The following is a 26188-nucleotide window of genomic DNA, read 5'->3' as shown; positions in this document are numbered from 1 at the left end:
TTCATTATTTTCAGTAAACTAACTACCTGTATCTGAAAATGAAAAACCTGTTAACCTCCCTGCTGGATCTCTTCTATCCACATACCTGTGATGGATGTGGTACAGATCTTACCCGTACAGAAAAAGTCCTTTGCCTTCGTTGTCTGCGCAGGCTGCCAATTACCGGCTATCAGCACCAGCAGCATAATCCGGTGGAAAAGATATTCTGGGGAAGAGTCAATATCCGGCACGCCATGTCGGCCTACTATTACCGGAAGTCATCTTTACTGCAACAACTCATTTACCAGTTCAAATACAAACAACGGGAAGATATTGCTACTCATTTAGGCCAGCAGATGGGAAATATCCTGTTACAAAGCAGGTGGCTATACGAAATAAACTGCATTATTCCGGTTCCCATACATCCCACTAAATTACAGCAACGGGGATATAACCAGGCTGCGCTCCTTGCAAATGGTATTGCCACAGTAACTGGAAAACCGGTTATTGAAAAAATACTTTTCAGAAGCAACTATTCTCCCTCACAAACGAATAAAGGCCGCCTGCTTCGCTGGCAGAATGTATCCGGTGTCTTTTCCATCGAGCGCACAAACCAGTTGAAAGATCAACATATCCTGCTAGTCGATGATGTACTGACTACCGGCGCTACCCTTGAAGCATGCAGCAGCCTGTTAATCAATGCCGGAGCCACAGTAAGCATTTGTACACTGGCCTTTGCTCACCATTAAAATAGCAAGACCTCCGCTTATCATTAACACCTTATATACAATATTTTACTTAATTTTATTTGCTTACAATTTTCACAATCACTCTACAATTCTAATTATATGACACTGAAGACACTGTTGATTTCAATACTATTATTCATGAAGAGCGGAGCTATATATGACTTTAAAGTAGATGGCGTTGACGGAGGCAAGATTAATTTTGCGGATTATAAAGGAAAAAAGATCCTGATCGTAAATACCGCCTCCATGTGTGGAAACACCCCTCAGTACGCTGATCTGGAAAAATTATACAAGAAATACGAAAAGAACCTGGTGATCATCGGTTTCCCTGCCAATAACTTTGGCTCACAGGAACCAGGTAGCAATGCTGAGATTCACGAATTCTGCACTAAGAAATATGCAGTTACCTTCCCGATGGCTGCCAAGATCTCAGTAAAAGGCAACGACATCCACCCGATCTATAAATGGCTGCTGGCTGAAAGTAAAGCCAAACACCTCGAACCATCAGAAGTACAGTGGAATTTCCAGAAATATCTGCTGGACGAAAAAGGTAACCTGGTAGCAGTATTCTCACCTAAAACACAACCTCTTTCCCCTGAAGTAACGGCCGCGATAGAAAAGAAATACTAATTTGCGTCCATGCTTTTTTCGAATGTCATAGGTCAGGAAGATATACGACAACAATTAATTAGGTCCACGGAACAAAACCGTCTCAGTCACGCCAACATTATACTGGCGCCTGAAGGAGCCGGCGGACTTCCAATAGCACTTGCATTTGCGCAATACCTGGTCTGCGAAGATAAACAGCCTGATGGCGCCTGTGGCAAATGTGGCGCCTGCATGAAAGCAGGTAAATACATTCATCCTGATATACATTTCTCTTATCCGGTCATCCCCCGTAAACCGGGCGATAAGCCAGTAAGTTCCGATTATGCCGCCGAATGGCGGGAATTCATCGATGCCCAGCCTTATGGCAATGCATATGACTGGTTACAGTTTATCGGAGCAGAGAATAAACAGGGGAATATTACCGCCACAGAATGTCAGGATATCATCCGCAAGCTGAGTCTGAAAAGCTTTGAGAGTACCTACAAAATACTGTTGATGTGGATGCCCGAATACCTGGGCAATGAAGGGAACAGGCTGCTGAAGCTGATAGAAGAACCACCAGACAATACCATTTTCCTGCTGGTGGCAGAAAACCAGGAACAGATCCTGGCCACTATCCTCTCCCGCACACATCTGATCAAAGTTAATCCGCTGCCGAAAGAGGTGATGATAGACGCACTCACGAAGCGGGCGCAGATACCAGCCGCTAAAGCGAGGCAGGCTGCAACGATCGCTGCCGGCAATTACCGGGAAGCTATGCAACTGCTCCAGCAGTCAGACGATGATTATCATGAACTGCTACGCAACTGGCTCAACTATATTTTCACAGGCAACCGGGTAGCTCTTCAGGGCTGGATAGAAAACATCGCCAGTACCAAAATGGGACGTGAGAACCAGAAACAGTTCCTGCGCTATTTTATCAACCTCCTGGAACATACCCTGCGCTTAAAGTATATAGACAGAAGCCAGCTGGCCTTTTCAGAGGAGGAAACAGACTTTGCAGGGAAACTGCAAAAGCTGGCAGATCTTCAGCAAATGGAGCAAATCATGCAGGAACTGGACAATGCCTGCTATTATATAGAGCGCAATGCGAACGCGAAATTGTTGTTTCATGCACTTTCTGTGAAATTGCAGTATATCTTTAAAAAGAGGCCGATTCCGGCAGTATGACATATTAAGGGCATTTTCCGTTATCTTTGTTAATTCCGACCCTTATGTAATAAGGAGGAATTATATATATAAAGCATCCGGTCCAATGCCCGGATGTATATTCATTTAATAATTTAAATCGATTAATATGGCTTGTGCCGGATGTGGTACAGGTGCAGAGGGGAAGCCGTCAGGATGCAAAAGCAATGGAGGATGCAGTAGTGGAGGCTGTAACAGGCTGAATGTATTTGACTGGCTGGCCAATATTCCCTTAAGTGACAGCTTAGCACCATTTGATATAATAGAAGTAAGCTTCAACAACGGTAGCAGGAAGGATTTTTTCCGTAACACCACCAAACAGTTGCTCGACAAAGGAGAAATGGTAACTGTAGAAGGCGTCAGTGGTTTCGACATCGGCCAGATCAGCCTTACAGGCGAACTGGTTAAATTACAGATGAAGAAGAAGCGTATCGAAGATACCCCTGAAGTAAAGAAGGTACTTCGTCGCGCTACAAATGAAGACCTTGCGCGGATGAACGATAACAAAGCCCGCGAAAAGGATGCCCTCATCAGAGCCAGGGCCATTGCCCGTAGTATCGGTCTGGAAATGAAACTCGCGGAAGTAGAGATCCAGGCTGACGGACGCAAGGCTACTTTCTTCTATACAGCAGACGACAGGGTGGATTTCCGTGAACTGATTAAACTTTATGCCGGTGAATTCCGTGTAAAGGTGGAAATGCGCCAGATAGGCGCCCGCCAGGAAGCCGGAAAAGTAGGCGGTATCGGCTCTTGCGGACGAGAACTGTGCTGCGCTACCTGGTTGACTGACTTCAAGAGCGTTAATACCACCGCTGCCCGATATCAAAACCTGTCTATTAACCAGGCAAAACTTTCCGGTCAGTGCGGCCGCCTGAAATGCTGCCTGAACTATGAACTGGACACCTACCTGGATGCGCTGAAGGAATTCCCTGAAGATGCAGACAGCATTGAAACCGTCAATGGCGTGGCTACCCTTCAGAAGAGAGATATCTTCAAAAACCTGATGTGGTACTCCTACGGCGATAGTAATAAGCAATATCCGCTTACTATTGCCCGCGTGAAGGAAATACGCCAGCTGAATAAACAGAATATCAGGCCGGAAGACCTGAAACCTGTGGAAGTAGTGACAATTAAACCGAAAGAAGCAGACCTTGGCTTCGCTGACGTTGTAGGACAGATCAGCTTACGTACCCTGGAAAAAGCATCCCAGAAACGTAAACACAAAGACAAGGAAAAACAGAAACATAAACAGAAGCAGGAACAACCCCAGCCGCAGCAGGGTAACAAAAAACAGGAAGGCAAAGGCGACAACCAGAACCGTCCTGCACAGCAACCAAAGCAGCAGCAGAACCAGCCTGGCGGACCTAAGCAACAGGACAAGAATCATCCTAAACAACAGGATAACCGTCCACAGCAACAGCAAAAGCCTAAACAGGAACAACGCCCTCAGCAACAAAAGCAGCAGCAGAAGCCGCAACAGGGCAATCAACCTAATGGGCCTAAGCCGCAGCAGGATAAGAATAATCCTAACGGTCCTAAACAACAGGGAGGCGGAGGACATAACAGGCCACCGAAGCCCCGCGAAAAACAGAAGTAAATCTCAGTTAAATACTAAGAAGGCGCATCAGTAACATGATGCGCTTTTCTATTTTAGGCCCTATTAAAGAGGCTTTCCGCGGTTAATACTATCAAACAGATAAATAAGCCAGGCAGGAATAATACCTGACAATAAGATCTTCATTGCTTCGTCTTTAGCTGGGAACGTTCCCGAATTTTGTAGACTAAAAGGCCGTCCGAAAGAACAGCCTTTGTTTAACAATTGGTTTTTGCTTATGAAAAAAAGACAGATCAAGTTTCGTTTTCAAACAATAGTTTATAGTAATACAAATTGGTAGCCTCATCAAATCCACGCTCGATCATTTCCCTGTTACCATGAATATATATGTGAAAGTTCTTGTCCAGTTTCAATATGCTCTTAAAAACCTTTTGTTGCTTTTTTACTGCAGGAGATGATATATCAAACTCGTCGGGGAACTCTTGCTGAAACTCCTGCTGAAATTGCTCTTTGTATTCCTTGAATGACGCAATAGCATCGGGATGACCCAATACTTCCTGTGCAAAATCATCCAGCTGGAACTGCTCTTTTTCCTTGAAATAGGTTGCTGATTTGTTAAGAAGATCCACCTGATCTACACGGCTTATCTCGTATTCGCCGGGCAGTTTATCGTGGATAAACTTCTTACACATGTTCACTGCCAGTTCTGTCTGGTGATAGCTATCCTCACGGCGTTGTACCTGCAGGAAAGCATCCTTCCAGTAAACTGCTTCATTCTGTTTGCTGATGCTGTCTATTATGCTGACTTTGTACCCATTTTCCTCTTCGGTGTTAAAGACCAGGCAACCTTTATCAAGTTTATTGATATTGATCCCATCTTCGTAGTTCACCTCATAGTTGTCATTTGCAAGAAATACCTTGAGATAAGTATCCCTGTTCTCTGATTTAAAGATCCCTATTGCTTCGACATCTTCTCCATCCACCTGACATTTACTAAAGTAGGCAATATATAATTCTCCACCTTTAATCTTTGGATGAGTGGAGTGCTTGTACAGATGCCTGGCAATATTTATTGATTGCTCGTGAAAATTGTCCCTGTTTTCAAAGATACGGCGGCAATATTGAAATATTTCATTTAATTGTAAATCAGCCTCATGATAAAAACGGAAGTACTCAGCGCTGTTGGTAAACGGTTGTATAAAGTACGTCAGCAATAGTTGGCTGATTGTTTCGTCCTGCAACTCCAGCGGGTTCTGAGAGCAAATCAGCGGTTCTTCCTGTGAGGCATTTCCCACCTTATGTATAGAAAGGTGTTCGAGGTCATTAAAGTCTGAAACATGTATCATGGCCCGGCGAAAATAGTGAAAACTATTTCACAAATTTCCCCGCCGGTGTAATGTGCAGTTCCTTGCCTGTCAGTTTGATTATCGCATCACAGGTAAGTCTTCCGCGCCTTTCATTATAATCATCCTCCCTCTTCTCCATCTGCTTTGCCTTTACGTCTGCCAGCTTCAGTTTCTTCAGGTTACTGTATACTGTATATCTGTCAATAATCTTATTATCCTTATTTACTGTTAAAAACTCCAGGAAATTTTCCCCACCCTTGTTAAAGGCATGCAATCCTACAAGAATATTGTCTTTGGCCCGGATCTGGAACAGCGATGCATAGTGATGATTCCCCCGCTTGCCCTTGAAATATTTAATAAGTGCCTTTTCATTGTACAACTTTGAACTATGTACAATAGATGTGGCCTGCCGGCCGATGATCTTACCACTTGGCAACACCTCATACTGCATATTGTACACCGTTCTGAAATGGAAACTACTATCGAGTTCCTTTTTATCTTCCTCCTGCAGGTTAATGCTGGCGTCTTTGTCCACCATACATTTCCGGTAAATAGTCTCGGAATGTTCCCCTAAAGTGCCGCCATACACCACAATCTTATCTACCTCTTTACCCTTTTTGTAAGTGATCAGTTTTACCTCAGGATAAGTCAATCCTTCATCCAGGTAAATGGTATCCCTCGCATATAACAACGCCGTTGCTCTTCCCGCTATTTCCAGCCGGCCCAATGCATACAGCGGATCGGGACTTTCTTCCTTAAAGTCGTAGTAAGGAGTGAGCCGGGAAACCGCTTTCAGCTCTTTTGTGCTGACGGTATCCAGTGTGGCAGGCAATTTATGCTCAGGGAAACGGGCCGCATATTTCTCAAAAGATTCCTTCTCCTTCGGTACTTCCTTTATCGTTCCTTTACGTCCTATCCTGTAATAACGAAGGGTGGTATTCACCTTCTGACTCCCCTGCACATAAGTGGAATGACGGGCCCTTACTTCAATAAGAGAGTCCATTCCTATATAAAACCACTGGTTGGTAAACTCCGTAGAGGTGGTATCTTTTACCGCTACAATTTCTTCTTCTGCCTCCCCTGGCTCCCTGCTTACATTAGCTGCTATCTGTAGGCGCGACTTCTGTACTCCGTTATCATTATACACTACCAGGTAAGTCCTTTTCTCATGATCGTTTACCTCGCACGCATAGATAACAGGCGTAAATCCATTGACAGTAGCAAAACGGCCGGCCGTTACCCGCTGAAAAGTATCTGTGCCGAAATAATGGGCATAGTCTTTTATCTCCTTGAGCTCATAGGCATTCGGATAGGGTAGCTTTAACTGTGTCAGACTGTTGACGAAGTCATAGTACTTCATCACACTATCCGGCACGATGGGCGCAATATTGATACTCTTACTCTGTTTAGCGGCAGCGGGTTGGGAGCTGTTGTTACATGATGAGTGAAGGATCAACCCCAACAGGCAAACAATAGGTATAAGTCTGAACATAATAGGACGTTTACACAGGACTAATAACCTTACAAATATATAAGTAGTTCTCTAATATATTAATAGTTTGATTACCAAATTTTTGAACGGTAGTTATTTGACGCATTTTCAGGGCTGATTGCGTAGCAACGGTCAATTTTGACTTATTAACGGTTTGATTTCCCTCTTATCTTTTCATAACTTGATAACTCAACGTAAATGTTTATCATGAAACAGCATATCTGTTTATTACTGGCATTAACAGCCGGTTGTGCAGTCATGGCACAGGACAAATCCACGGCATTATATAAGGCACAGGATCTCACAAAGGAAAATATGTTCTCCGTCAACATTGAAGGACCCAACTTTGACAAGGCAGGCAATCTCTATGTGGTGAACTATCTGCATGACGGCACCATTGGCAAGATCAGCACGAAAGACGGCAGCGGGGAAGTATTTGTGACTTTACCGGATAGCAGCGTTGCAAACAGTATACAGTTCAACAGCAAAGGGAATATGTACCTGCCCGATTTCAAGGGCCACAACGTACTGGAAGTGGACATGAAGACAAAAAAGGTAAGCGTCTATGTGCATTCTGATAAGATGTTCCAGCCAAATGATCTCTGCATCAGCAAGAAGGATGTGCTCTTCGCATCAGACCCTGACTGGAAAAACAGTAAAGGACAGATCTGGCGTATCGATAAAGGTGGTAAAGCTGTACTCATGGACGGCAATATGGGCACCGCCAATGGCATTGAACTGAGTCCTGATGAAAAGACCCTCTACGTAAATGAAAGCGTACAGCGTAAGATCTGGAAATTCGATGTGGATAAGGATGGTAATATCAGCAATAAAAAGCTGTTCGCCGAATTCCCTGATTATGGCTTTGACGGTATGAAATGTGACAAGGCAGGCAACCTGTATGTAGCCCGCTGGGGAAAAGGAGCTATCGTGGTATTAGCGCCAGATGGTAAACAGGTACGGGAAATTCCGCTGAAAGGTAAACAGTGCAGCAATCTCACTTTTGGAGGCAAAGACGGTAAAACTGTGTATGTGACGTTGCAGGACAGGAAGTGTATGGAGTCTTTCAGGGTAGCGATTCCGGGAAAACGTTATTAAAATAATCAGGGATCAGGCATTGAATACAATACTGCATTCAAGACCTGATCCCTGATCAAATATGATATTACATGTTCAGTCCACCGCAGGCGCTGATCACCTGACCGGTTACATAGGCGCCCATGTTGGAAGCCAGGAACAGACATACGTTAGCGATATCTTCAGTGCTGCCGAAGCGACCCAGCGGAATTTGTGCCAGATAGTTCTTAGCGCCTTCTCCATCTTTCAGGTAGTGGGTCATATCCGTCTCAACGAAACCCGGCGCTACGGCGTTACAACGAATGTTGCGGCTACCCAGTTCAGCGGCGATAGATTTGGTAAAGCCGATGATACCAGCTTTGGAAGCGGCATAACTGCTCTGCCCTGCATTACCCTTCATACCGATAATTGAGCTCATATTGATAATGGAACCGCTTTTTGCTTTCATCATCGGGCGGATCACATGCTTGGTCATGTTATAAACACTCTTCAGGTTCACGTCCATTACCTCATCCCACTGGTCCGGGCTCATACGCAGCAGCAGGTTATCTTTCGAAATACCGGCATTGTTTACGCAAATATCTATTGCACCAAATTCTTTCAATACATCGTTTATCAGCGCCTCACTCTCTTCGAAACTGCCAGCATTGGATTTATAGGCTTTTGCCTTTACACCCATTGCCTGTAGCTTTTGTTCCAGTGCTTTCGCTTTCTCGTCAGAACTAAGATATGTGAATGCAACGTTTGCACCTTCTTCTGCAAATTTGATCGCGATAGCTTCTCCTATACCTCTGCTGGCACCTGTTACAATTGCTACTTTGTTCTCCAGTAATTTCATATAGACCTAATAGTTGTTAGATGATTAAATTTAGATTTTGCCAGTGATGCCGGCGAATTTAAGAATTTCTTCCACATGCTGCCGCTCGTTATTGAGGCGGGGTACTTTATGCTGACCACCCAGTTTACCTTTACTCTTCAGCCAGTCGGTAAAGGTTCCCTTGGGCAATACATGTACTACGGGGCGGCGCAGCGCCATATCTTTATGACGTTTGGCTTCATAGTCCGAGTTAATGGACTTGAGAGTATTGTCCAATACATCAATAAACTGTTCAAGGTTTCCAGGCATCACATCAAAGTCCAGCAGCCATTCATGCCCGCCGGCTTCATTCTCACTGAAGTAAATAGGAGCTGCGGTATAGTCGTTCATTACAGCGCCTGTTGCCTCACAAGCTTTGGCAATGGCCACATCTGAATTCTCCACGATCAGTTCTTCGCCGAAAGCATTGATGAAAGACTTGGTACGTCCGCTTACCCTTACACGGTAGGGAGCCAGGGAGGTGAACTGAACAGTGTCTCCTACCAGGTAACGCCACAATCCCCCGTTGGTGCTGATGATCAGGGCATAGTTTTTACCCATCTCGACGTCCTGCAGCTGCAGGGTTTGCGGGCATGGCTTACCGTATTCCTCCATCGGCATGAATTCATAGAAGATACCATGGTTGAGGAACAGGAGCAAGCCCTCCTCTCCTATCACGTCCTGCGCAGCGAAGAAGCCCTCAGAAGCGTTATAGGTCTCCTGGTAGTACATATCCGGTTTGCGGATCAGCTTTTTAAACTGTTCTCTATAGGGCGTAAAACTTACGCCGCCGTGCATATATAATTCCAGGTTAGGCCAGACATCCGCCAGGTTATCTTTCCCGGTGATCTCGAATATACGTTTGATCAGTACCAGTGTCCAGGTAGGCACACCGGCAATGGAAGTGACATTCTCATGTATTACGGCATTCGCCATGCGCTCTATCTTTTCCTCCCACTCGTCCATCAGGGCAATGGAAAGGTCAGGCGTACGGATCATATTGCCATAGAAAGGCATGTTCTGCAGCATCACGGCACTCAGATCACCAAAGTAAGAATCACTTTCGGAGTCCAGTTTATTGACCTGGTGGCTACCACCTATTACCAGCGATTTACCGGTCAGCAGACGGGAGTCAGGAAAATTATTATAGTACAGTGATAATACATCACGGCCGGCGCGGTAGTGACAGTCATCCAGGCTCTCTACGGAAACTGGTATGAATTTGCTCTTATCGGCGGTAGTACCGCTCGATTTGGCAAACCATTTAATCGGTGTATTCCATAAGATGTTCTGCTGCCCTTCCATCAATCGCTGGATGTAAGGCTTGAGGCTATCATAATTATGAATAGGCACCCGCTGCTTGAACTCTTCTATCTTATATATCTGTGAAAAGCCATATTGCTTGCCAAACTCGGTATACTGAGCGGCACTGATAAGATTCTGAAACACCTGCTGCTGCACCTGCAGGGGGTATTGCATAAAATATTCTATGCGCCCCATACGCAAACGCGCCAATTGTGATATTGCAGGACTTAATATTCTCATAATAGGATCAGGAACGTAGTTGTAGTTTTATTGTTGTTTAGCAGCTTCGTCCAGGTAATTCTTACGACGTAAAATAAAATTCTGGCCAAGATACACTTTTCTTACCTGTTCGTCTTCAGCTAACTCTTCGGCTGTGCCGGCTTTGAGGATCTTTCCCTCGAAAAGCAGGTAGGCCCGGTCAGTGATGGAGAGTGTTTCCTGCACGTTATGGTCTGTTATGAGGATCCCTATGTTCTTATATTTAAGGCGGGCAACGATTGACTGAATGTCTTCCACGGCTATTGGGTCGATACCGGCAAAAGGTTCATCCAGCAGAATGAACTTAGGATCTACCGCAAGTGCGCGCGCTATTTCCGTACGCCGGCGTTCGCCTCCACTCAATACATCTCCGGGGCTCTTACGCACATGGGTAAGACGGAATTCTTCCAGCAGGCTTTCAAGCTTTTCTTTCTGCTCCGCTTTCTTCAGGTTCGTCATTTCCAGTACAGCGGCAATATTATCCTCCACGCTCAGCTTACGGAATACGGAAGCTTCCTGGGGCAGATAACCGATTCCCATCTTTGCCCTTTTGTACATTGGCAGCTTTGTAATATTCACATCGTTCAGGTACACCTGTCCCTCGTCGGGCTTGATCAGCCCCACTACCATATAGAATGTGGTTGTTTTACCTGCTCCGTTGGGGCCAAGCAAACCCACGATCTCTCCTTGTGTTACTTCTACAGATACATGGTTGGCTACAGTCCTGTGACCATAGCGCTTTACCAGTTGATCTGTATGTATTTTTAATGCCATATGTTCAAACTTAGCAAAAATACACTTTTCATTTAGCTTTCAATATCTAACTGTCGTCAGTCCCTTAGCTTATGTAAGAGTACTACATTTTTATCTATGAATAGTGTACAATGTATTAAAATATTCGCCCTTTCCGCGAAAAATCAGATGATAATTCTAACAGATGTATTACTTTTGCCCGGCATTAACTTACGCTCACTTTTATTTCTACCATGAAAGTAACAGAACATATTGCGCAGGCAAAAGATACGCTGATCTCTTTTGAGATCCTACCTCCCCTTAAAGGTAAGAGTATCGAGTCTATATATGAACACCTTGATCCACTAATGGAATTCAAGCCGGCCTTTATTAACGTTACTTACCACAGAAGTGAGCATATGTTTAAGAAAAGGGCCGACGGCACCTTCGAAAAAGTGGAGATCCGTAAAAGACCAGGCACAGTAGCCATCTGCGCTGCTTTAATGAACCATTATAATGTAGATGCAGTTCCACACCTGATCTGCGGAGGCTTTAGCAGGGAGGAAACCGAAAACGCACTGATCGACCTCAACTTCCTGGGGGTAGACAATGTACTGGTATTGCGTGGAGACGCCCCCAAAAATGAGACCTTCTTTGAACCTGAACCACATGGGCATCGTTATGCAGACGAACTGCTACAGCAGGTTATGCATATGAATAATGGTATCTACCTGGAAGAAGACCTGCAGGGCGGTGTAAAAACAAAGTTCTGTATAGGTGTGGCTGGATACCCGGAGAAACACTTCGAAGCGCCCAATATGCAGACAGATATGAGCTATCTGAAGAGAAAGGTGGAAAACGGCGCTGATTATATCGTGACCCAGATGTTCTTCGATAACCAGAAGTTTTTCGACTTCGTCAACAAATGCCGAGAGATGGGTATTACCGTACCAATCATCCCGGGATTGAAACCCATCACCACCCGCAAACAGCTGAACGTACTGCCACGTACCTTCCATGTAGACATTCCGGCTGACCTTGCCAATGAGATCCTGAAATGTAAAACAGATAAGGAAGTAGAAGCGGTAGGTACTGAATGGCTGATACAGCAGTCTAAAGAACTGAAGGCTTTTGGCGTGCCTGTACTGCACTACTATACCCTGGGCAAACCAAATGTGATCCGCAAGGCAGTGGAAGCAGTAGTATAAAACAACTAACCATAGTGTTATAAAGAAAGCGGTCCGCCTGAGGCGGACCGCTTTTATATTGAATGGTAACCGTTTTTCTTAGTAAAAAATGCCATTACGTGGAAACGTAGCAGCATGTCCGAATAACTGTCACACTTTTTGTCTTTTTTGTTGCGGATAATTGTGGTGAATTATCCATTGTTAAGACGATCAGGCATGACGTTACCCCTATTACTACACAAAAAATTAAGGGAGCCCCCTTTTCAGGCACTCCCTTTAATATCTTTAAATACCTTTTATTCCTTTAGTAGTCTTCCCTATCCAGCAGGATGCCCAGGCTCAATGAAAAATAACTGTTGGTGATCTTTGCAGAACTTGTACGGTCGATGTTTAAAAATCCGCGGCTTAGATTAGCGCCGACTACCATCAGGTTATTAAATTCTATTCCCAGCATCAGGTTGGCTCCTGCATCAAACCTGCGTAACTGTGCACCCGGGGCAATGCCTCTGTCTTTGTAGTTAAATTCGATGGAATGGGAGTCTGTACTTACAACTGATCCGTTGTACATAAGGTCCAGGTCATAATTACCATTTAGTGCGTATGCTACGTAAGGCCCTCCTCCTAATACGATCTTACCAAGGGGAACCGGAAATTTGAGTACCATATTCAATGGCGCTTCCAGGTAATGTACTTTCAACTGGTTGGCTGATTCCACAAATATGCCCTGTTTAGATGGCAGTGGACGGAGATAGGCGCCTTTGGTAATGTACCTGACCAAAGGCTGAAAATAGAGTCTTCTGTAAACTGGTACGTTGACGATCAGATCAGCGTGTAGAGTTGCCAGCTGACTGCTGGTGCCAAGGCTGTTGCTTTTATATCCCTGGCTGTTTTTTATCTGCGTGGCAGACAAGCTAAGACCGCCCCTCAATCCAAGACTTACCTGGGCGTGAAGGGGTAATAGGGATACTAACAGCGTTAAAAAGAAGAGTGTAAAAAATTTACTCATGCGTTTTACGTTGTGATGTAATAAGTGTGCGTATTGTCCTCTTTAATATAGGGTCCTTTAGGGTTCATAACGCGGGATCACCCCGCTACAAATACGGGCATAAAAATAATGTAAATACTCAAATCTTGGTTTTAATTTTAAGCGTTCTCAAAAATATGGAGGGACTCTCATAAGAAGGGTGTCGGGGTTTTCTGAAAACAAAAAGTCCCCCCGTCAGTGACTGGGAGGACTCCTTATTAAATATTGCTTGCCTTAGAATTTGTAACCAACAGATACACCGAAAGATGTGTTCCTCCAGCTACGATCATTGTCGGTATTGTCATATACATTCACCAGTCCCAGGTCGGCATTGATACCGAGATACAGACCAGCTTTCATTTCATAACCGGCTACGATACCCAGACCTGCGTCAAAGCGTTTCAGCTTAGCAGCGATAGCATTGGATTCATCATCAAAAGCTTTCCATTCAGCAGTCAGGTTACCAACAGTTCCCTTGTGTTTCCCACCCAGGCCATAAGCCACATAAGGACCAGCGCCAAGGTTCAGCCAACCATCTCCTACTTCTGGTTTGAACAGGAAGTTGATAGGTATTTGCAGATAAGATAAAGAGGTTTTGAAATTGTCGCTGGCTTTATTGCCTCTGCCAACATACAATAGACCTGTACCAATGTAGAATTCGTCCGCCAGCGGCAAATCAGCTGTTACACCAGCCCTCAAACCAACTTTAAGATCTCCGGTTTCTTTGTTACCTGCCGCGTTTTTAGTAGTTGCACTTGAGAAATTAGGTCCTGCCACAATACCGAATTTTGTCTGGCCAAAAGTAATGCCTGCAATCATCAGTGCGGCAACGGATAATAATACCTTTTTCATTAGAGGTGTTTTAATTTTTGGTATAGCATCCTACAGGCGTTAAAGGATGCTATACCAATTTCTTAGCTATTGTTTGTGTTATGGCAGACGTTGCCTGTTTACGTCCGGTTAAAAAAGTGACTAAATAATTCCTGTCGATAGTTAAAACAGATAACCTAATGACACACTGAATACTCTGTTCTTGTTCTTATCATTCCTGCTGTCATCTCCACCGGAGTTAATTTTACCAAAGCCGTGTCCATACTGTGCTGAGACCAGGAAGTTCTTGAATTCGGCACCTACCTGGACGTTACCACCCCAGTCAAATCTCTTGTATTTGTCCAGTCCCTGGTTAGGATCTCCATCATGGAATGGAGTGTCGTCATCCCATTTGATGTTGGATTCTGTACTGGTAGTTACACCGGCAAGTGTGGTAGACACTTTATTCTTACCTGCTACACCAAATGCCATGTATGGCCCTATACCGGCAAACAGCCTGGTATTTGTACCAACGGGTATTTTACCAATAACGTTTAAAGGAACTTCAATGTACTGGGGCCGGGTTGTATACTTCCTGTACGGAATGGTAGCACTGTTGTCCTTATCTCCTGATTCCAGTTTCGCACCTTTGGTAGTATAAAATACACCTGGCTGGAGGGAGAGGATCTTTGGCACTAAAGGAAGATCCACTATAGCACCGATATGGTAACCTGATAATGACCGGTCATTATCCACCGAACCATTATTGTTCACCGAAATGTTGGAAAGGTTCCATCCACCTTTCACACCTACCCGCACCTGAGACATTGCTGCAAAAGAAATTGCAAGGGCTGCAAACGAAAGGATAATCTTTTTCATAATCTTAACAATTTGATTACAACACCGAAATTCCAAAGACTATGCCAAAGCAATTCGCAGCAACCTTATCTGATTGCAAACAAGTGAATTACAACACTTAAAAATTATTATATCAGGATTATTTACGGACTGTTCCGTTCTTTGTCTCCATTTTTTCAAGGAAATCACTGAGCTGTTCAACCCCCAGCCTTTTGGCCAGGATCTTCTTTTTTTCGTCCAGCAGATACACCACGGGCGTGCTGTATACATCATACAAACGGCGGTAGTTGCTCTGAGCGTCCGGGTCCCACGCATGGATCCATCCACTGAGCTTATGCTCTTTGATGAAAGACTGCCATTCGTCTTTGGTGCCTTCCGTTTTGAAGCCGATCAGGGCTACTCCTTTGTTTTTCCAGCTGGCATTAAAGGCGGAGTCAAGTCTGGGTACCTCAATCTTACAGTGGCCGCAGGTAGGATCCCAGAAGACGAGAACGGTATATTTTGCTTTTGTAGTATAAAGGGAAACGGGCTTCATGGAAGAATCTTTCACTTCCAGCGGCGGGGCCTGTTGTCCTATCAGGTTAGGCGCCATTGAATAAGCACGGGAGATGATCTTGTTCAGCTGATCATCCTTCAGCCAATAGGCTTCGCCGGATACGTAGTACTTCTCCACCATGTGCACGAATACAGCATCCATACCCATGTATTTGGAAGTCTCGTAGGTATAGGTAAGCCACCATACCACGAATTTGAACATCTCTTTGTCTTTCCGGGTCTTCGCAACGATATTGTCCGCTTCCATGATAATAGAATCCGGATCCATCGCTACCAGCTGGGTAAAATACCTGTTCAGTTTTTTCTCGATGATATCTGTTCTTACCAGGCGGCCATCATTCAGGTTTACGCTATCCCAGTAATGCGCCTTGTAATAGCGGTAACTGAATGTAGAATCTTCTCCCGGAGGAGTCGGTGGTACCTCAGGGTCTTTCATCGCCCTGAATATACTGGTGAGCAGGCTTTTTGGATGCTCTGTCACGATGCGGTTGCGGAAGTCCTGGAGCTTCTTGCCCAGCTCCTGCTGTAAAGATTTGGCCGCCGCGCTGTCTGCCGCCGTGTGATTGGCCAGCATCGCGTTAAGCCGCCTGTCCTGTGGCGCTATCTCCTTTGATAGAAATTTATTATACGACTGGAAGATCTCGTTCTCTTTGGAGGTCTTGAACACAGTCTTATTAATCAGGTCAGTAGTATCAATGCTGATGGAGAACTGCTGGTCCTTGTTATCAAGCAGCATCTCAAAATAACGCTGCCTGCCGGGAAGCAGTACGATGTAGATGCCCCCTGGTAAGGCTTCCTTGTTCTTCATCACGGCAACACCCTGCGCATTGATCTGGGCGGAGTCGGCCAGGTAGAAGCTTTTGCCCATGTAGTGCGCCAGAGATAATTGCCCTCCTGTATACTGTTTTAGCTGGAAAGTAAGTTCATAGCCCTGCGCCTGTAACTGCCAGTGGCAGAAAATGCAGGCGAGTAATATCATAAGTTTACGCATAGGATATCGGTTACTGTAAAAGTAGCAAGGAAAAGGCAATTTCACAAAATCAGTGATCAGCTAAAATCCTACCTTTGCACCCGTGAGGAAAAAAAATGTTATTCTTGAAAATGTCCCTGTAAGCGCTTATGCAGCAGAGGGAAAAGCACTGGCCCGGATAGATGGCAAAGTGATATTTATTGAAGGCGGCGTGGTACCGGGCGATGTGGTGGATGTACGTCTCGGTAAGAACAAAAAAGACTGGGCAGAGGGTAAGGCTATCCGATTCCATTCCCTGGCGTCTAACCGTGTTGACCCTTTCTGTGAACATTTTGGTAACTGTGGCGGCTGCAAATGGCAGATGCTGCCTTATTCACTGCAACTGGAGTACAAACAGCAGCAGGTGGCCGACAATCTCCAGCGTATTGGTAAACTGGAATTACCTCCCATGCAGCCTATCATGGGCTCCAGGCATACCACCCATTACCGCAATAAACTTGAATTTACCTTCAGCAATAAAGCATACCTCCCGGCAGAGGAACTGAATGAAGATGGCAGCATTCCCCAGCGGAATGCCCTGGGCTTCCACGTACCGAAGCTGTTTGACAAGGTGCTGGATATTAATACCTGCTACCTGCAGGCAGAACCGGTCAATGCTATCCGGAACACCATCCGGGAATATGCACTGACCAATAAGCTCTCCTTCTACGACATCCGCGCGAAAGAAGGATGGCTCCGCAACCTGGTGATCAGGATCTGTACCACCGGCGAGGTAATGGTGAACCTCGTGATCCATCACGAGAACAAAAAAGACAGAGAGGCCCTGCTGGACCACCTGCTGGCAACTGTTCCCGGTATTACTTCCGTACTGTATACCATCAATCCCAAGCTGAACGACACCATTTTCGACCTGGAACCGAAGGTCTACTTCGGCAAGGGATATGTAGAAGAAAAGCTGGAAGACTTTACTTTTAAAATAGGACCTAAATCCTTTTTTCAGACCAATACCTACCAGGGAGAAGCACTGTACCAGGTAACCAGAGAGTTCGCCGGATTAACAGGAACAGAAATTGTTTACGATCTCTATTGTGGTACAGGCAGTATTGGTATTTTTGTGTCCCGGCAGGCAGGCAAAGTGATCGGTATAGAGCTGATCAAAGAGGCTATCGACGACGCTGTTGAAAATGCCGCCCGCAATGACGTGAACAATGCACAATTCTTTGCCGGAGATGTAGTGGATATCTGTAACGACGCTTTCTTTGCCCAGCACGGGCAGCCGGATGTTGTGATCACTGACCCACCAAGGGCCGGCATGCACGAGAAACTGGTTAATAAGCTACTCGAAATTGCTGCTCCCCGCATAGTATATGTAAGTTGTAACCCTGCTACACAGGCCAGGGACCTGGCGCTGCTGGATGCTATGTACAGTGTCAAAAGGATACAACCGGTGGATATGTTCCCACATACACACCACATTGAGAACGTGGTTTTACTTGAGAAAAGAATTAATCATTAAAGAATAGGAGAAAATGAGCGAGTTCAGGCCCGGCAGATTTGAAATACTCCCTACGGTGATCAAAAACTTACTGATCATCAACGGTTTGGTGTTCCTTGCACAGAACACACTTGGGAGCGCCATCGGGGAAAATAAGATTGAGGATATTTTCGCGTTGCACTATTGGGGCTCGGAGTTGTTCAGGCCTCATCAGTTTGTCACCCACCTGTTCATGCACGGCAGCCTGGGGCATTTGTTAACCAACATGTTCACCCTTTGGATGTTTGGCGCCACGCTGGAAAACATCTGGGGGCCAAAACGCTTCCTAATCTTTTACATGATATGTGGTCTGGGTGCGGCACTCTGCCACATGGGTGTACTCACCTATGAAAATGTGAGGCTGGCACATGATGCCAAGGCCTTCCTCAACGATCCTTCGCTCGGCAATTTCAGACTGCTGGACAGCCGGTATGACCTGGATTCAGGTTCATTCCGTTCTGAAGGCATTAAAAATATATTTTATCAGTTCCCGAACGATCCCAGTGTTATTGAAACTACCAAAGCGTTTGTTCGTCAGTTTGCCCAGGTCTATCCTAATAGTGCCACCCTTGGTGCTTCCGGTGCCGTATTCGGGCTGCTGTTCGCATTTGGTTACCTGTTTCCCAATAATCTCATTTACCTTTACTTCCTATTCCCTTTAAAGGCAAAATACTTTGTCGGTATCCTTATCCTCCTGGAACTGTATTCCGGCATCCAGAACTCAGCGGGAGACAATGTAGCCCACTTTGCGCACCTTGGTGGTGTGCTTTTCAGCTACCTGCTGCTCAGGATGTGGAACAGGCATAACCGCAGGCATTTTTACTAACATAAAAGATCTTGTGTCATGATGTACGTTGAAGAAAGAGATAAAGCGCCCCTATCCCTTGGAGAAGAAAAGAATATGGTGATCCAGCTGCTGCTGATAAATATTACCGTATTCGTCCTGCTGTTTTTCACAGAAGTCATCTACCGTCTTGAAGGTAATCCGCTGGCCCGTTACCATAACGATGTATTGTCGCACCTGGTACTGCCTGCCAACGTTACAACACTGCTGCACAATCCCTGGTCGCTGATCACCGCTATGTTCACACACGACAGTTTCTGGATGATTGTCAGCAACATGATATGGCTGGCCTGTTTTGGCACTATGCTGCAGAATCATGCCGGCCGTCAGCGTATCCTGTATCTCCTGAGTGGTATTGTAGGTGCAATATTTTATCTGCTGGGCATGCAAATCATCCCATCTTTCCGGGAACTGCAACCTTTTGCCACTACCACCGGCGCTTCTGCCGCTGTCATGGGTCTGGCCATCGGCGCCACTGTGGTAGCTCCCAGGTACAGATTGCTACCCAATCTGCCTATCCCCTTCTGGATCATTACCGTTATCTTCCTGCTGGCAAACATCGTCACACATGTCATCAACAGTAATGATCTGACCATGATTCCTTCCCTGATTGGTGGCGGATTGACCGGTTTGCTTTATATGCAGCAGTGGAAAAAAGGCAATGACCTGGGAGCAGGGTTTAACAGGGCCTTACATAAGATCACTCACCTGTTCCATCCGAAAACGCACCTGCATATCGTCAAATAGTATAACGACATTTTCATATTCAACAGCCCTCCGGTATGCTACCATGCAGTTCATCCGGAGGGCATTTCTTTTCCGGTTCTTATCGGTATAACATTGGCAGGACATTTTCCTTTCTGGCGTCCCGCACTGCGGACCAGTTACATCCGCGCGCCGTGGCTGTTAAAGATTCAGACCTATAGAATCTATGCAGGGAAAGGATTTCAGCATATTATCGTTATGGCAGGCTTATCATTATCGTGCACGAATTCATCATTTCTCCTATCTTTAAGCAAAAATGCGATAGGAGTTGAGATTTCTGAGGTTATTCACAAAAGGTTTCTTCTTAACGGTTAACACCATTGTAGTGCTCCTTTTCCTGGTGGCCTGCCTGGCTCCTTATGTGTCTCCTGAGCAATGGTGGCCTATCAGCTTTATCACGCTTCTTTTCCCTTTGTTATTACTTGTCCTGCTGCTCTTCTTCATCTGCTGGTTGCTCTTCGATTTTAAATACTGTCTCCTGCCCATGTTGCCGATAGTGATCGGGTGGAAGTCCATTTCCGCTTTCATCGCGTTTAATTATCCTACCGCCAATAAGCAGTTTGCCAATCCTTCCGGCAGTTTAAACATCATGAGCTACAATGTGGGTCAGTTCGGACTATATCGTGAAAAAGACAGCAAATACAACAGGGAGGCAATGTTTGCCCTCATTAAGAAACAGGAACTGGACATTCTCTGCATACAGGATTTTTATACCTCTGAAAAGAAAAATGACTTCAATAACCGGGAAGATATATCCCGGGAAATGAAACTTCCCTACCGTTTCTTTTCCAGCGACTTTAACCGGGATGGCATGCAGCACTGGGGCTCTATCATTTACTCCCGCTATCCTATCATTAAGTCCGATAAGCTGAAACTGTCCAAAGGGCCTCTCAGCGAAAGCCTGATCTATGCTGACATTGTACGTAATGAGGATACTTTCCGCATTATCAACATGCACCTGGCTTCTTACCGGTTCAATGAAAGGGATTACCGTTCCATAGAAAAGATCAAAAAACAGGAAGATACCGGGCTGGTGGCTACACGCAACATTGTGCAGAAAATGCGCGACGCCTATGTGGGTCGCAGCAGACAGTCCGATATTGTGGCTGCATTTATCAAGACAAGTCCCTACCGTGTCATTGTATGCGGAGACTTTAATGATACGCCGGCATCTTATACCTATTTCACCATCAGAGGCCCGCTACAGGATGCCTTTCTGAGAAAAGGCAGCGGTATCGGCCGGACTTTCGCCGGACTGGCCCCTACCTTGAGAATAGACTATATTTTTGCCGATAAATCATTCAAGGTCAATTCATTCAGAAAGATCACCTCCGGGCTTTCCGATCATTATCCCGTGATAGCCAATCTTAGTCCTCCGCTGTAATGCCACTCACGAAACAATAATTATCTTTGCAATCCAAACAAAAAGGAAGTGTAGCTTACACTCCTGAAATTTTCTGATATGTCTGAGCTTAAAATATACAATTCGCTACATCGGCAAAAGGAAGTATTCACCTCTCTCTATCCCGGACATGTCGGTATGTATGTATGTGGTCCTACCGTATCGGGGGAATCGCACCTGGGTCATGCCCGCCCATATATCACATTTGACGTTGTATACCGGTACCTTCAGTTCCTCGGTTATAAAGTACGTTATGTAAGGAACATTACAGACGCTGGTCACTTTGAAGAAGAAGGCCGCGAAGCTGAAGATAAGATCGCTAAACGCGCCCAGCTGGAAAAGCTGGAGCCTATGGAACTGGTGCAGAAATACACCAATCTGTTCCACTGGGCATTTCATCGTTTTAACTGTCTGGAACCCAGTATAGAACCTACCGCAACCGGTCATATCATTGAGCAGATCGAAATGATCAAAACGATCATGGAAAAAGGTTATGCCTATGAAAGGAACGGCTCTGTGTACTTTGATGTGAAGAAGTATGCTGAGACCCATGACTATGGCATCCTGAGCGGACGCGTGCTGGAAGATATGCTGGAAACCTCCAATCGTGAGCTGGAGAATCAGGATGAGAAAATAAATAATGTAGACTTTGCCCTCTGGAAAAATGCGCCGCCGGAACATCTGATGCGCTGGCCAAGTCCCTGGGGAGAAGGCTTCCCTGGATGGCATATCGAATGTTCTGCCATGAGCAGCAAATACCTCGGTAAACAGTTTGATATTCATGGCGGTGGCATGGACCTGCAATTCCCGCATCATGAGTGTGAAATAGCACAAAGTGAGATCGCCCACGGCGAACTGATGGCCCGTTACTGGATGCACAATAACATGATCACCATTAACGGCCGTAAAATGGGGAAGGCCTATAACAATACCATCAAGCTGACAGAACTCTTTACCGGCAACCACCATCTGCTGGAAAGAGGCTACAGCCCGATGACTATCCGCTTCTTCGTATTACAAACGCATTACCGCAGTACGCTTGATTTTTCCAATGAGGCACTACAAGCGGCGGAGAAGGGCCTGCACCGTTTATGGTCTGCCTACGAAGTATTGCAGAAACTCACTTATACTCCGGCAAACGGTCAGCCGGTGAATGAAGAACTGGATAAACAGGTGCGCGACTGGTGCAATGAATGCCATGAGTTCCTCAGTGACGACTTCAACACCGCCAAGGTACTGGCGAACTTATTTGAACTGGCACCTGTGATCAATTCGATCAAAGGCGGACAGGTGAAAATGCATGAGTTAAGCGAAGAAACATTCCAGTTATTACAAAAGACCTGGAGCATTTTCCTCATTGATATACTCGGCCTGCAACCAGAAACGCTTAACACTGACAACAGTAAGCTGGATGGTGTAATACAACTGCTTATTGAGATGCGCAAAGAGGCTAAAAGCCGCAAGGACTATGCAGCCTCCGACAAGATCCGTAATCAGCTGTTAGCTGTAGGTATACAACTGAAAGACGAAAAAGATGGTAGTATCACCTACTCCATACAGTAAAGCCGTTATGATCAAACAGCCATTAGTTAATATGTACAAGATATTCAGCATTGCTGCAGGCCTCGCATTGTTCGCGCTTGCCTGTAAGCAACCGGCCAAAACCAACCAGCAGGAAGATGCCAATAACGCGAAACAGGCGGCTGCATCTAATGTAAACGTGCCTGTATTTCAGGTAGACAGCGCATATGCGTATACCGAAAAACAGGTGAGCTTCGGTCCCCGTATTCCGAATACACCTGCTCAGAAAAAATGTGCAGACTGGCTGATAGAGCAACTGAAGCCACTGGCAGACACCGTATATGTACAGCGTACCACCGTAATCGGTCCAAAGAAAGTATCGCTTCCATGTATCAATATCATCGCCAGCTTCAATCCTGCTGCTACACAGCGTATCCTCCTGCTTTCCCACTGGGATACCCGTCCGCATGCCGACCAGGATGCGTTTGATAAAACCAAACAACTGGATGGTGCGGACGATGGCGCCAGCGGCGTAGGCGTATTGCTGGAAACAGCCCGCCAACTGCATGCTCAGAAGCCGCAGGTAGGTATTGATATACTGTTGACGGATGTAGAGGATTATGGCGTGAGCGAGGAAGAGAACAGTTTCTGCTTAGGTACACAATACTGGGCCAGAAATCCACACGTGAGAGGTTATAAGGCGAACTATGGTATCCTGCTCGATATGGTCGGCGGACGTGCTTCGCAGTTCTATATGGAAGCAGGTTCCCAGCAGTATGCATATGGTCCGATGAAGATGTTCTGGGACGTAGCAAACCGCCTGGGATATTCTGACTACTTCCGTTACGAAAATATCGGCGCCGGCATTACCGACGATCACGTATATGTTAACACCATCGCGAACATCCCTACTTTTGATATCATTGCGCTGCAGCCGAACGGTAACTTTGTACCACACTGGCATACCACCAACGATAACATGACTGTAATTGATAAACGTACTTTACAGGTAGTGGGACAAACTATTCTTGAAGTGATTTATAAGCAACCTTTCGAGTACTAAATATTCCGAAAGTAAGGCTTTCCATAATGCTCCTGGTGATGCAAAATTTAATACCTTGCCTCATCAGGAGCATTCCCTTTTTATAGGCGTGTATTTCTTTTTAATCTCGTAAGTTATGAGACAATCCACCGAAGAACACCTGGTACATCTCGGCAAAGACAAAAAGCTTGCAGCGATAATGGCGAATCCTCTTCCAGCCCTTACAAAGCGTAAGAATATCGCGCTAAGGCTGATAGGATCTATTATGAGCCAGCAGTTAAGCGTGAAAGTAGCGAATGTGATCTATGAACGGTTCCTGGCATTGTATAACGGGAAGGAGCCCTCTCCGCAGCAGATCCTGGATACGCCGGCGCCTACCTTAAGGGCTATTGGCTTGTCAAATGCCAAGGTGAGTTATGTACACAATGTGGCGCGGTTTGCTGTGGAAGAGCGACTGACAGATCAAAAGCTGGGGAAAATGACGGATGAAGAGGTCATCAAATATCTCACACAGATCAAAGGTGTGGGTAGATGGACAGTTGAGATGCTGCTCATGTTCTACCTGGGCCGGGAAGATGTTTTTGCTATTGATGACTGGGGCTTACAGCAGGCGATGATTAAAATATACAAACTGGATAATACGGATAAGAAAGCTTTCAGGGAAAAGCTGCTGAAGATCTCCGGTAAATGGTCGCCTTACAGAACTTATGCCTGCCGTTATTTATGGGCATGGAAGGATATGAAGCCGACGGCATAATAACAATCCTTCGCCCTCTCAATAACGCCTGTACGCAATGCGTCCCATTACAAGGCTGTCCTCAACGCAAGTATAGGCCCCTGGAAATAGTATTAGCCCTGGATATATGTTAAGATGTGAGCGTGGAAACCTCAGTCAGGACAGACGGCACCACGCCTCTACAATGGTCTGGATTACACGACCATTATCGTTGTAATAGATGGTGAGGTAGAACAAAAAAATAATCCCCGCCCAGGAGAAGGCAGGGATTTACGTTAATACTAACTAACCCAATGCTTATATCTAAAACTAAAACAACTCTTTTTTAAGGCAGCAGTGCTATGCTTATCGAGTCTACGCTTATAAAGCAACATGGAATACTTCACTACATCTGCACGTGCTTTTAACACCACAGCGTTTATGCTCTTCAAGCTAGTGCTCATTGAAAGCAACACTACTCATAAATCTGTACTCTTAAGGCCGCAGTATGCCTGAGCAACGCCTGTTGAAAGTCTCACTCTCACAGCATCACTACTCATCAATCCTGCTCCTGAAATAATACTTTCTATTAAGCCTGTGCCTGTTGCTCTGCCAGTTTCGCCTTGATCTTTCCTTCGATTTCGGCGGCTACTTCCGGATTATCAAGCAACAATTGTTTCACGGCATCGCGGCCCTGGCCCAGCTTGTTGGTATCATAACTGAACCAGCTGCCGCTTTTCTGGATGACGCCGTATTCAACACCCATATCGATAATTTCACCCATCTTGGAAATACCTTGTCCAAAGATGATATCGAATTCAGCCTGGCGGAAGGGAGGTGCAACTTTGTTCTTAACTACTTTTACTTTTACGCGGTTACCCACAGCTTCATCACCATCCTTGATCTGGGTCATACGACGAATGTCCAAACGCACGGAAGCGTAGAATTTGAGCGCGTTACCACCGGTAGTAGTCTCCGGATTACCAAACATCACTCCTATCTTTTCACGCAGCTGGTTAATAAATATGCAGCAGCAATTTGTTTTTGAAATTGTAGCGGTCAGTTTACGCAGCGCCTGAGACATCAAACGAGCCTGTAAACCCATTTTGCTTTCTCCCATCTCACCTTCCAGCTCACCTTTTGGTACCAGGGCAGCAACGGAGTCAATCACCACGACGTCAACAGCACCCGACAGGATCAGACGATCCGCAATTTCCAGGGCCTGCTCACCATGGTCTGGCTGAGAGATCAGCAGTGCGTCCACATCCACACCCAGTCTCTGGGCATAAGAGCTGTCAAACGCATGCTCCGCATCTATGATAGCGCAAATACCACCCTTCTTCTGGGCTTCTGCAATTGTATGAATAGCGACTGTTGTCTTACCGGAAGACTCTGGTCCATATATCTCAATGATCCTTCCTTTAGGAAAACCACCGATACCGAGCGCAATATCCAGACCCAGGGAGCCTGTTGATATTACTTCCATCGGCTCTGTGCCTTTCTCCCCCATCATCATCACAGATCCCTTTCCGAAATCCTTCTCAATCTTGTCCATTGTAAGGCGCAGCGCCTTGAGTTTGTCAGTATTGGCTGTAGACATATTAGTAAGTGTTTTTTACAAATTTAATGGTGTGCTAAGTTATGATCTAATTTTCTATTATCCTAAAATTTTTAGCATTTTGGCCATAAATACTAAATGTTGTAGTAAACAGAATCAACTTTTCACATTTATTGTTATGCTGTTATAATAAGTTTAAAGGGTCAACGCACAACAGAAGCATATGTCAATGTTCAAATAACACTACAAAGATGAGC

The 26188-nt window shown here is 45.5% G+C and carries 23 protein-coding genes; 13 read left to right on the top strand and 10 right to left on the bottom strand.

From position 1 onward, the window contains the following. Positions 1-38 precede the first annotated feature (38 nt). The 4 genes from BLR32_RS06640 to BLR32_RS06625 all read left to right on the top strand — a co-directional run bounded on the left by BLR32_RS06640 (position 39) and on the right by BLR32_RS06625 (position 4122). Positions 39-728, top strand: coding sequence for a ComF family protein (locus BLR32_RS06640; RefSeq protein WP_089829742.1), 690 nt, complete (start codon positions 39-41; stop codon positions 726-728). Between the two features lie 138 nt (positions 729-866). Then, positions 867-1358, top strand: coding sequence for a glutathione peroxidase (locus BLR32_RS06635; protein WP_245705370.1), 492 nt, complete (start codon positions 867-869; stop codon positions 1356-1358). A 9-nt stretch (positions 1359-1367) separates the two neighbouring features. Then, the gene (locus BLR32_RS06630; protein WP_089829738.1) at positions 1368-2507 is read left to right on the top strand and encodes a DNA polymerase III subunit; all 1140 of its coding nucleotides are present in this window, start codon (positions 1368-1370) and stop codon (positions 2505-2507) included. A 127-nt stretch (positions 2508-2634) separates the two neighbouring features. Continuing rightward, positions 2635-4122 carry a PSP1 domain-containing protein gene (locus BLR32_RS06625; protein WP_089829736.1) on the top strand — a complete coding sequence of 496 codons (1488 nt, stop codon included), beginning with the start codon at positions 2635-2637 and terminating at the stop codon, positions 4120-4122. Between the two features lie 251 nt (positions 4123-4373). Here the strand turns inward: BLR32_RS06625 and BLR32_RS06620 are convergent, their stop codons facing one another. Beyond that, positions 4374-5426 (bottom strand): nucleoid-associated protein, encoded by a 1053-nt coding sequence (locus tag BLR32_RS06620; RefSeq protein WP_089829734.1) that lies wholly within the window; start codon positions 5424-5426, stop codon positions 4374-4376. Between the two features lie 22 nt (positions 5427-5448). Then, positions 5449-6918 (bottom strand): hypothetical protein, encoded by a 1470-nt coding sequence (locus BLR32_RS06615; RefSeq protein WP_089829732.1) that lies wholly within the window; start codon positions 6916-6918, stop codon positions 5449-5451. A gap of 207 nt (positions 6919-7125) precedes the next feature. On the opposite strand from BLR32_RS06615, the gene BLR32_RS06610 reads away from it, so the two are divergent. Continuing rightward, positions 7126-8016: an SMP-30/gluconolactonase/LRE family protein gene (locus tag BLR32_RS06610; RefSeq protein ID WP_089829978.1), complete on the top strand. Its 891-nt coding sequence runs from the start codon at positions 7126-7128 to the stop codon at positions 8014-8016. A gap of 67 nt (positions 8017-8083) precedes the next feature. On the opposite strand, the gene fabG is transcribed toward BLR32_RS06610, so the two are convergent. From fabG to lptB, 3 genes are read right to left on the bottom strand one after another with little or no spacing between them, the layout of a single operon-like run. After that, positions 8084-8833, bottom strand: a complete 750-nt coding sequence (fabG, locus tag BLR32_RS06605; protein WP_089829730.1) for a 3-oxoacyl-[acyl-carrier-protein] reductase — start codon at positions 8831-8833, stop codon at positions 8084-8086. A gap of 30 nt (positions 8834-8863) precedes the next feature. Continuing rightward, complete coding sequence (locus BLR32_RS06600; RefSeq protein WP_089829729.1) at positions 8864-10396, bottom strand: GH3 auxin-responsive promoter family protein; 1533 nt, start codon at positions 10394-10396, stop codon at positions 8864-8866. 27 nt (positions 10397-10423) lie between these two features. Then, complete coding sequence (gene lptB / locus BLR32_RS06595) at positions 10424-11188, bottom strand: LPS export ABC transporter ATP-binding protein (RefSeq protein WP_089829727.1); 765 nt, start codon at positions 11186-11188, stop codon at positions 10424-10426. A gap of 212 nt (positions 11189-11400) precedes the next feature. Between lptB and metF the strand changes: the two genes are divergently transcribed. Continuing rightward, the gene (metF, locus tag BLR32_RS06590; protein WP_089829725.1) at positions 11401-12354 is read left to right on the top strand and encodes a methylenetetrahydrofolate reductase [NAD(P)H]; all 954 of its coding nucleotides are present in this window, start codon (positions 11401-11403) and stop codon (positions 12352-12354) included. Between the two features lie 283 nt (positions 12355-12637). Here the strand turns inward: metF and BLR32_RS06585 are convergent, their stop codons facing one another. The 4 genes from BLR32_RS06585 to BLR32_RS06570 form a co-directional block, all read right to left on the bottom strand. Further along, complete coding sequence (locus tag BLR32_RS06585) at positions 12638-13339, bottom strand: outer membrane beta-barrel protein (protein ID WP_089829723.1); 702 nt, start codon at positions 13337-13339, stop codon at positions 12638-12640. A 252-nt stretch (positions 13340-13591) separates the two neighbouring features. After that, positions 13592-14209, bottom strand: coding sequence for a porin family protein (locus tag BLR32_RS06580; protein ID WP_089829721.1), 618 nt, complete (start codon positions 14207-14209; stop codon positions 13592-13594). 141 nt (positions 14210-14350) lie between these two features. Continuing rightward, the gene (locus tag BLR32_RS06575; RefSeq protein ID WP_089829719.1) at positions 14351-15046 is read right to left on the bottom strand and encodes a porin family protein; all 696 of its coding nucleotides are present in this window, start codon (positions 15044-15046) and stop codon (positions 14351-14353) included. A gap of 118 nt (positions 15047-15164) precedes the next feature. Further along, positions 15165-16571, bottom strand: a complete 1407-nt coding sequence (locus BLR32_RS06570) for a DUF5106 domain-containing protein (protein WP_089829718.1) — start codon at positions 16569-16571, stop codon at positions 15165-15167. A gap of 82 nt (positions 16572-16653) precedes the next feature. On the opposite strand from BLR32_RS06570, the gene rlmD reads away from it, so the two are divergent. From rlmD to BLR32_RS06535, 7 genes are all read left to right on the top strand, one after another. Next, positions 16654-18066: a 23S rRNA (uracil(1939)-C(5))-methyltransferase RlmD gene (rlmD, locus tag BLR32_RS06565; protein ID WP_089829715.1), complete on the top strand. Its 1413-nt coding sequence runs from the start codon at positions 16654-16656 to the stop codon at positions 18064-18066. Between the two features lie 13 nt (positions 18067-18079). After that, positions 18080-18910 (top strand): rhomboid family intramembrane serine protease, encoded by an 831-nt coding sequence (locus BLR32_RS06560; protein ID WP_089829713.1) that lies wholly within the window; start codon positions 18080-18082, stop codon positions 18908-18910. A gap of 18 nt (positions 18911-18928) precedes the next feature. Next, positions 18929-19675 carry a rhomboid family intramembrane serine protease gene (locus BLR32_RS06555; RefSeq protein WP_089829711.1) on the top strand — a complete coding sequence of 249 codons (747 nt, stop codon included), beginning with the start codon at positions 18929-18931 and terminating at the stop codon, positions 19673-19675. Between the two features lie 286 nt (positions 19676-19961). Continuing rightward, positions 19962-21077 carry an endonuclease/exonuclease/phosphatase family protein gene (locus BLR32_RS06550; RefSeq protein ID WP_089829709.1) on the top strand — a complete coding sequence of 372 codons (1116 nt, stop codon included), beginning with the start codon at positions 19962-19964 and terminating at the stop codon, positions 21075-21077. Between the two features lie 78 nt (positions 21078-21155). Then, positions 21156-22658, top strand: coding sequence for a cysteine--tRNA ligase (gene cysS, locus BLR32_RS06545; RefSeq protein WP_089829707.1), 1503 nt, complete (start codon positions 21156-21158; stop codon positions 22656-22658). A 31-nt stretch (positions 22659-22689) separates the two neighbouring features. After that, entirely contained in the window at positions 22690-23679 is a 990-nt protein-coding gene (locus BLR32_RS06540; RefSeq protein ID WP_089829705.1) for a M28 family peptidase, read from the top strand. Between the two features lie 115 nt (positions 23680-23794). Further along, complete coding sequence (locus tag BLR32_RS06535) at positions 23795-24415, top strand: DNA-3-methyladenine glycosylase family protein (protein WP_089829703.1); 621 nt, start codon at positions 23795-23797, stop codon at positions 24413-24415. Between the two features lie 547 nt (positions 24416-24962). Here BLR32_RS06535 and recA read toward each other — a convergent pair. Next, the gene (recA, locus tag BLR32_RS06530; RefSeq protein ID WP_089829701.1) at positions 24963-25973 is read right to left on the bottom strand and encodes a recombinase RecA; all 1011 of its coding nucleotides are present in this window, start codon (positions 25971-25973) and stop codon (positions 24963-24965) included. Between the last annotated feature and the right edge of the window lie 215 nt (positions 25974-26188).

This window comes from Chitinophaga filiformis, from assembly GCF_900102545.1.
GTDB classification, from domain to species: Bacteria; Bacteroidota; Bacteroidia; order Chitinophagales; family Chitinophagaceae; genus Chitinophaga; species Chitinophaga filiformis.
This window is presented reverse-complemented; position numbering and strand designations above follow the sequence as displayed.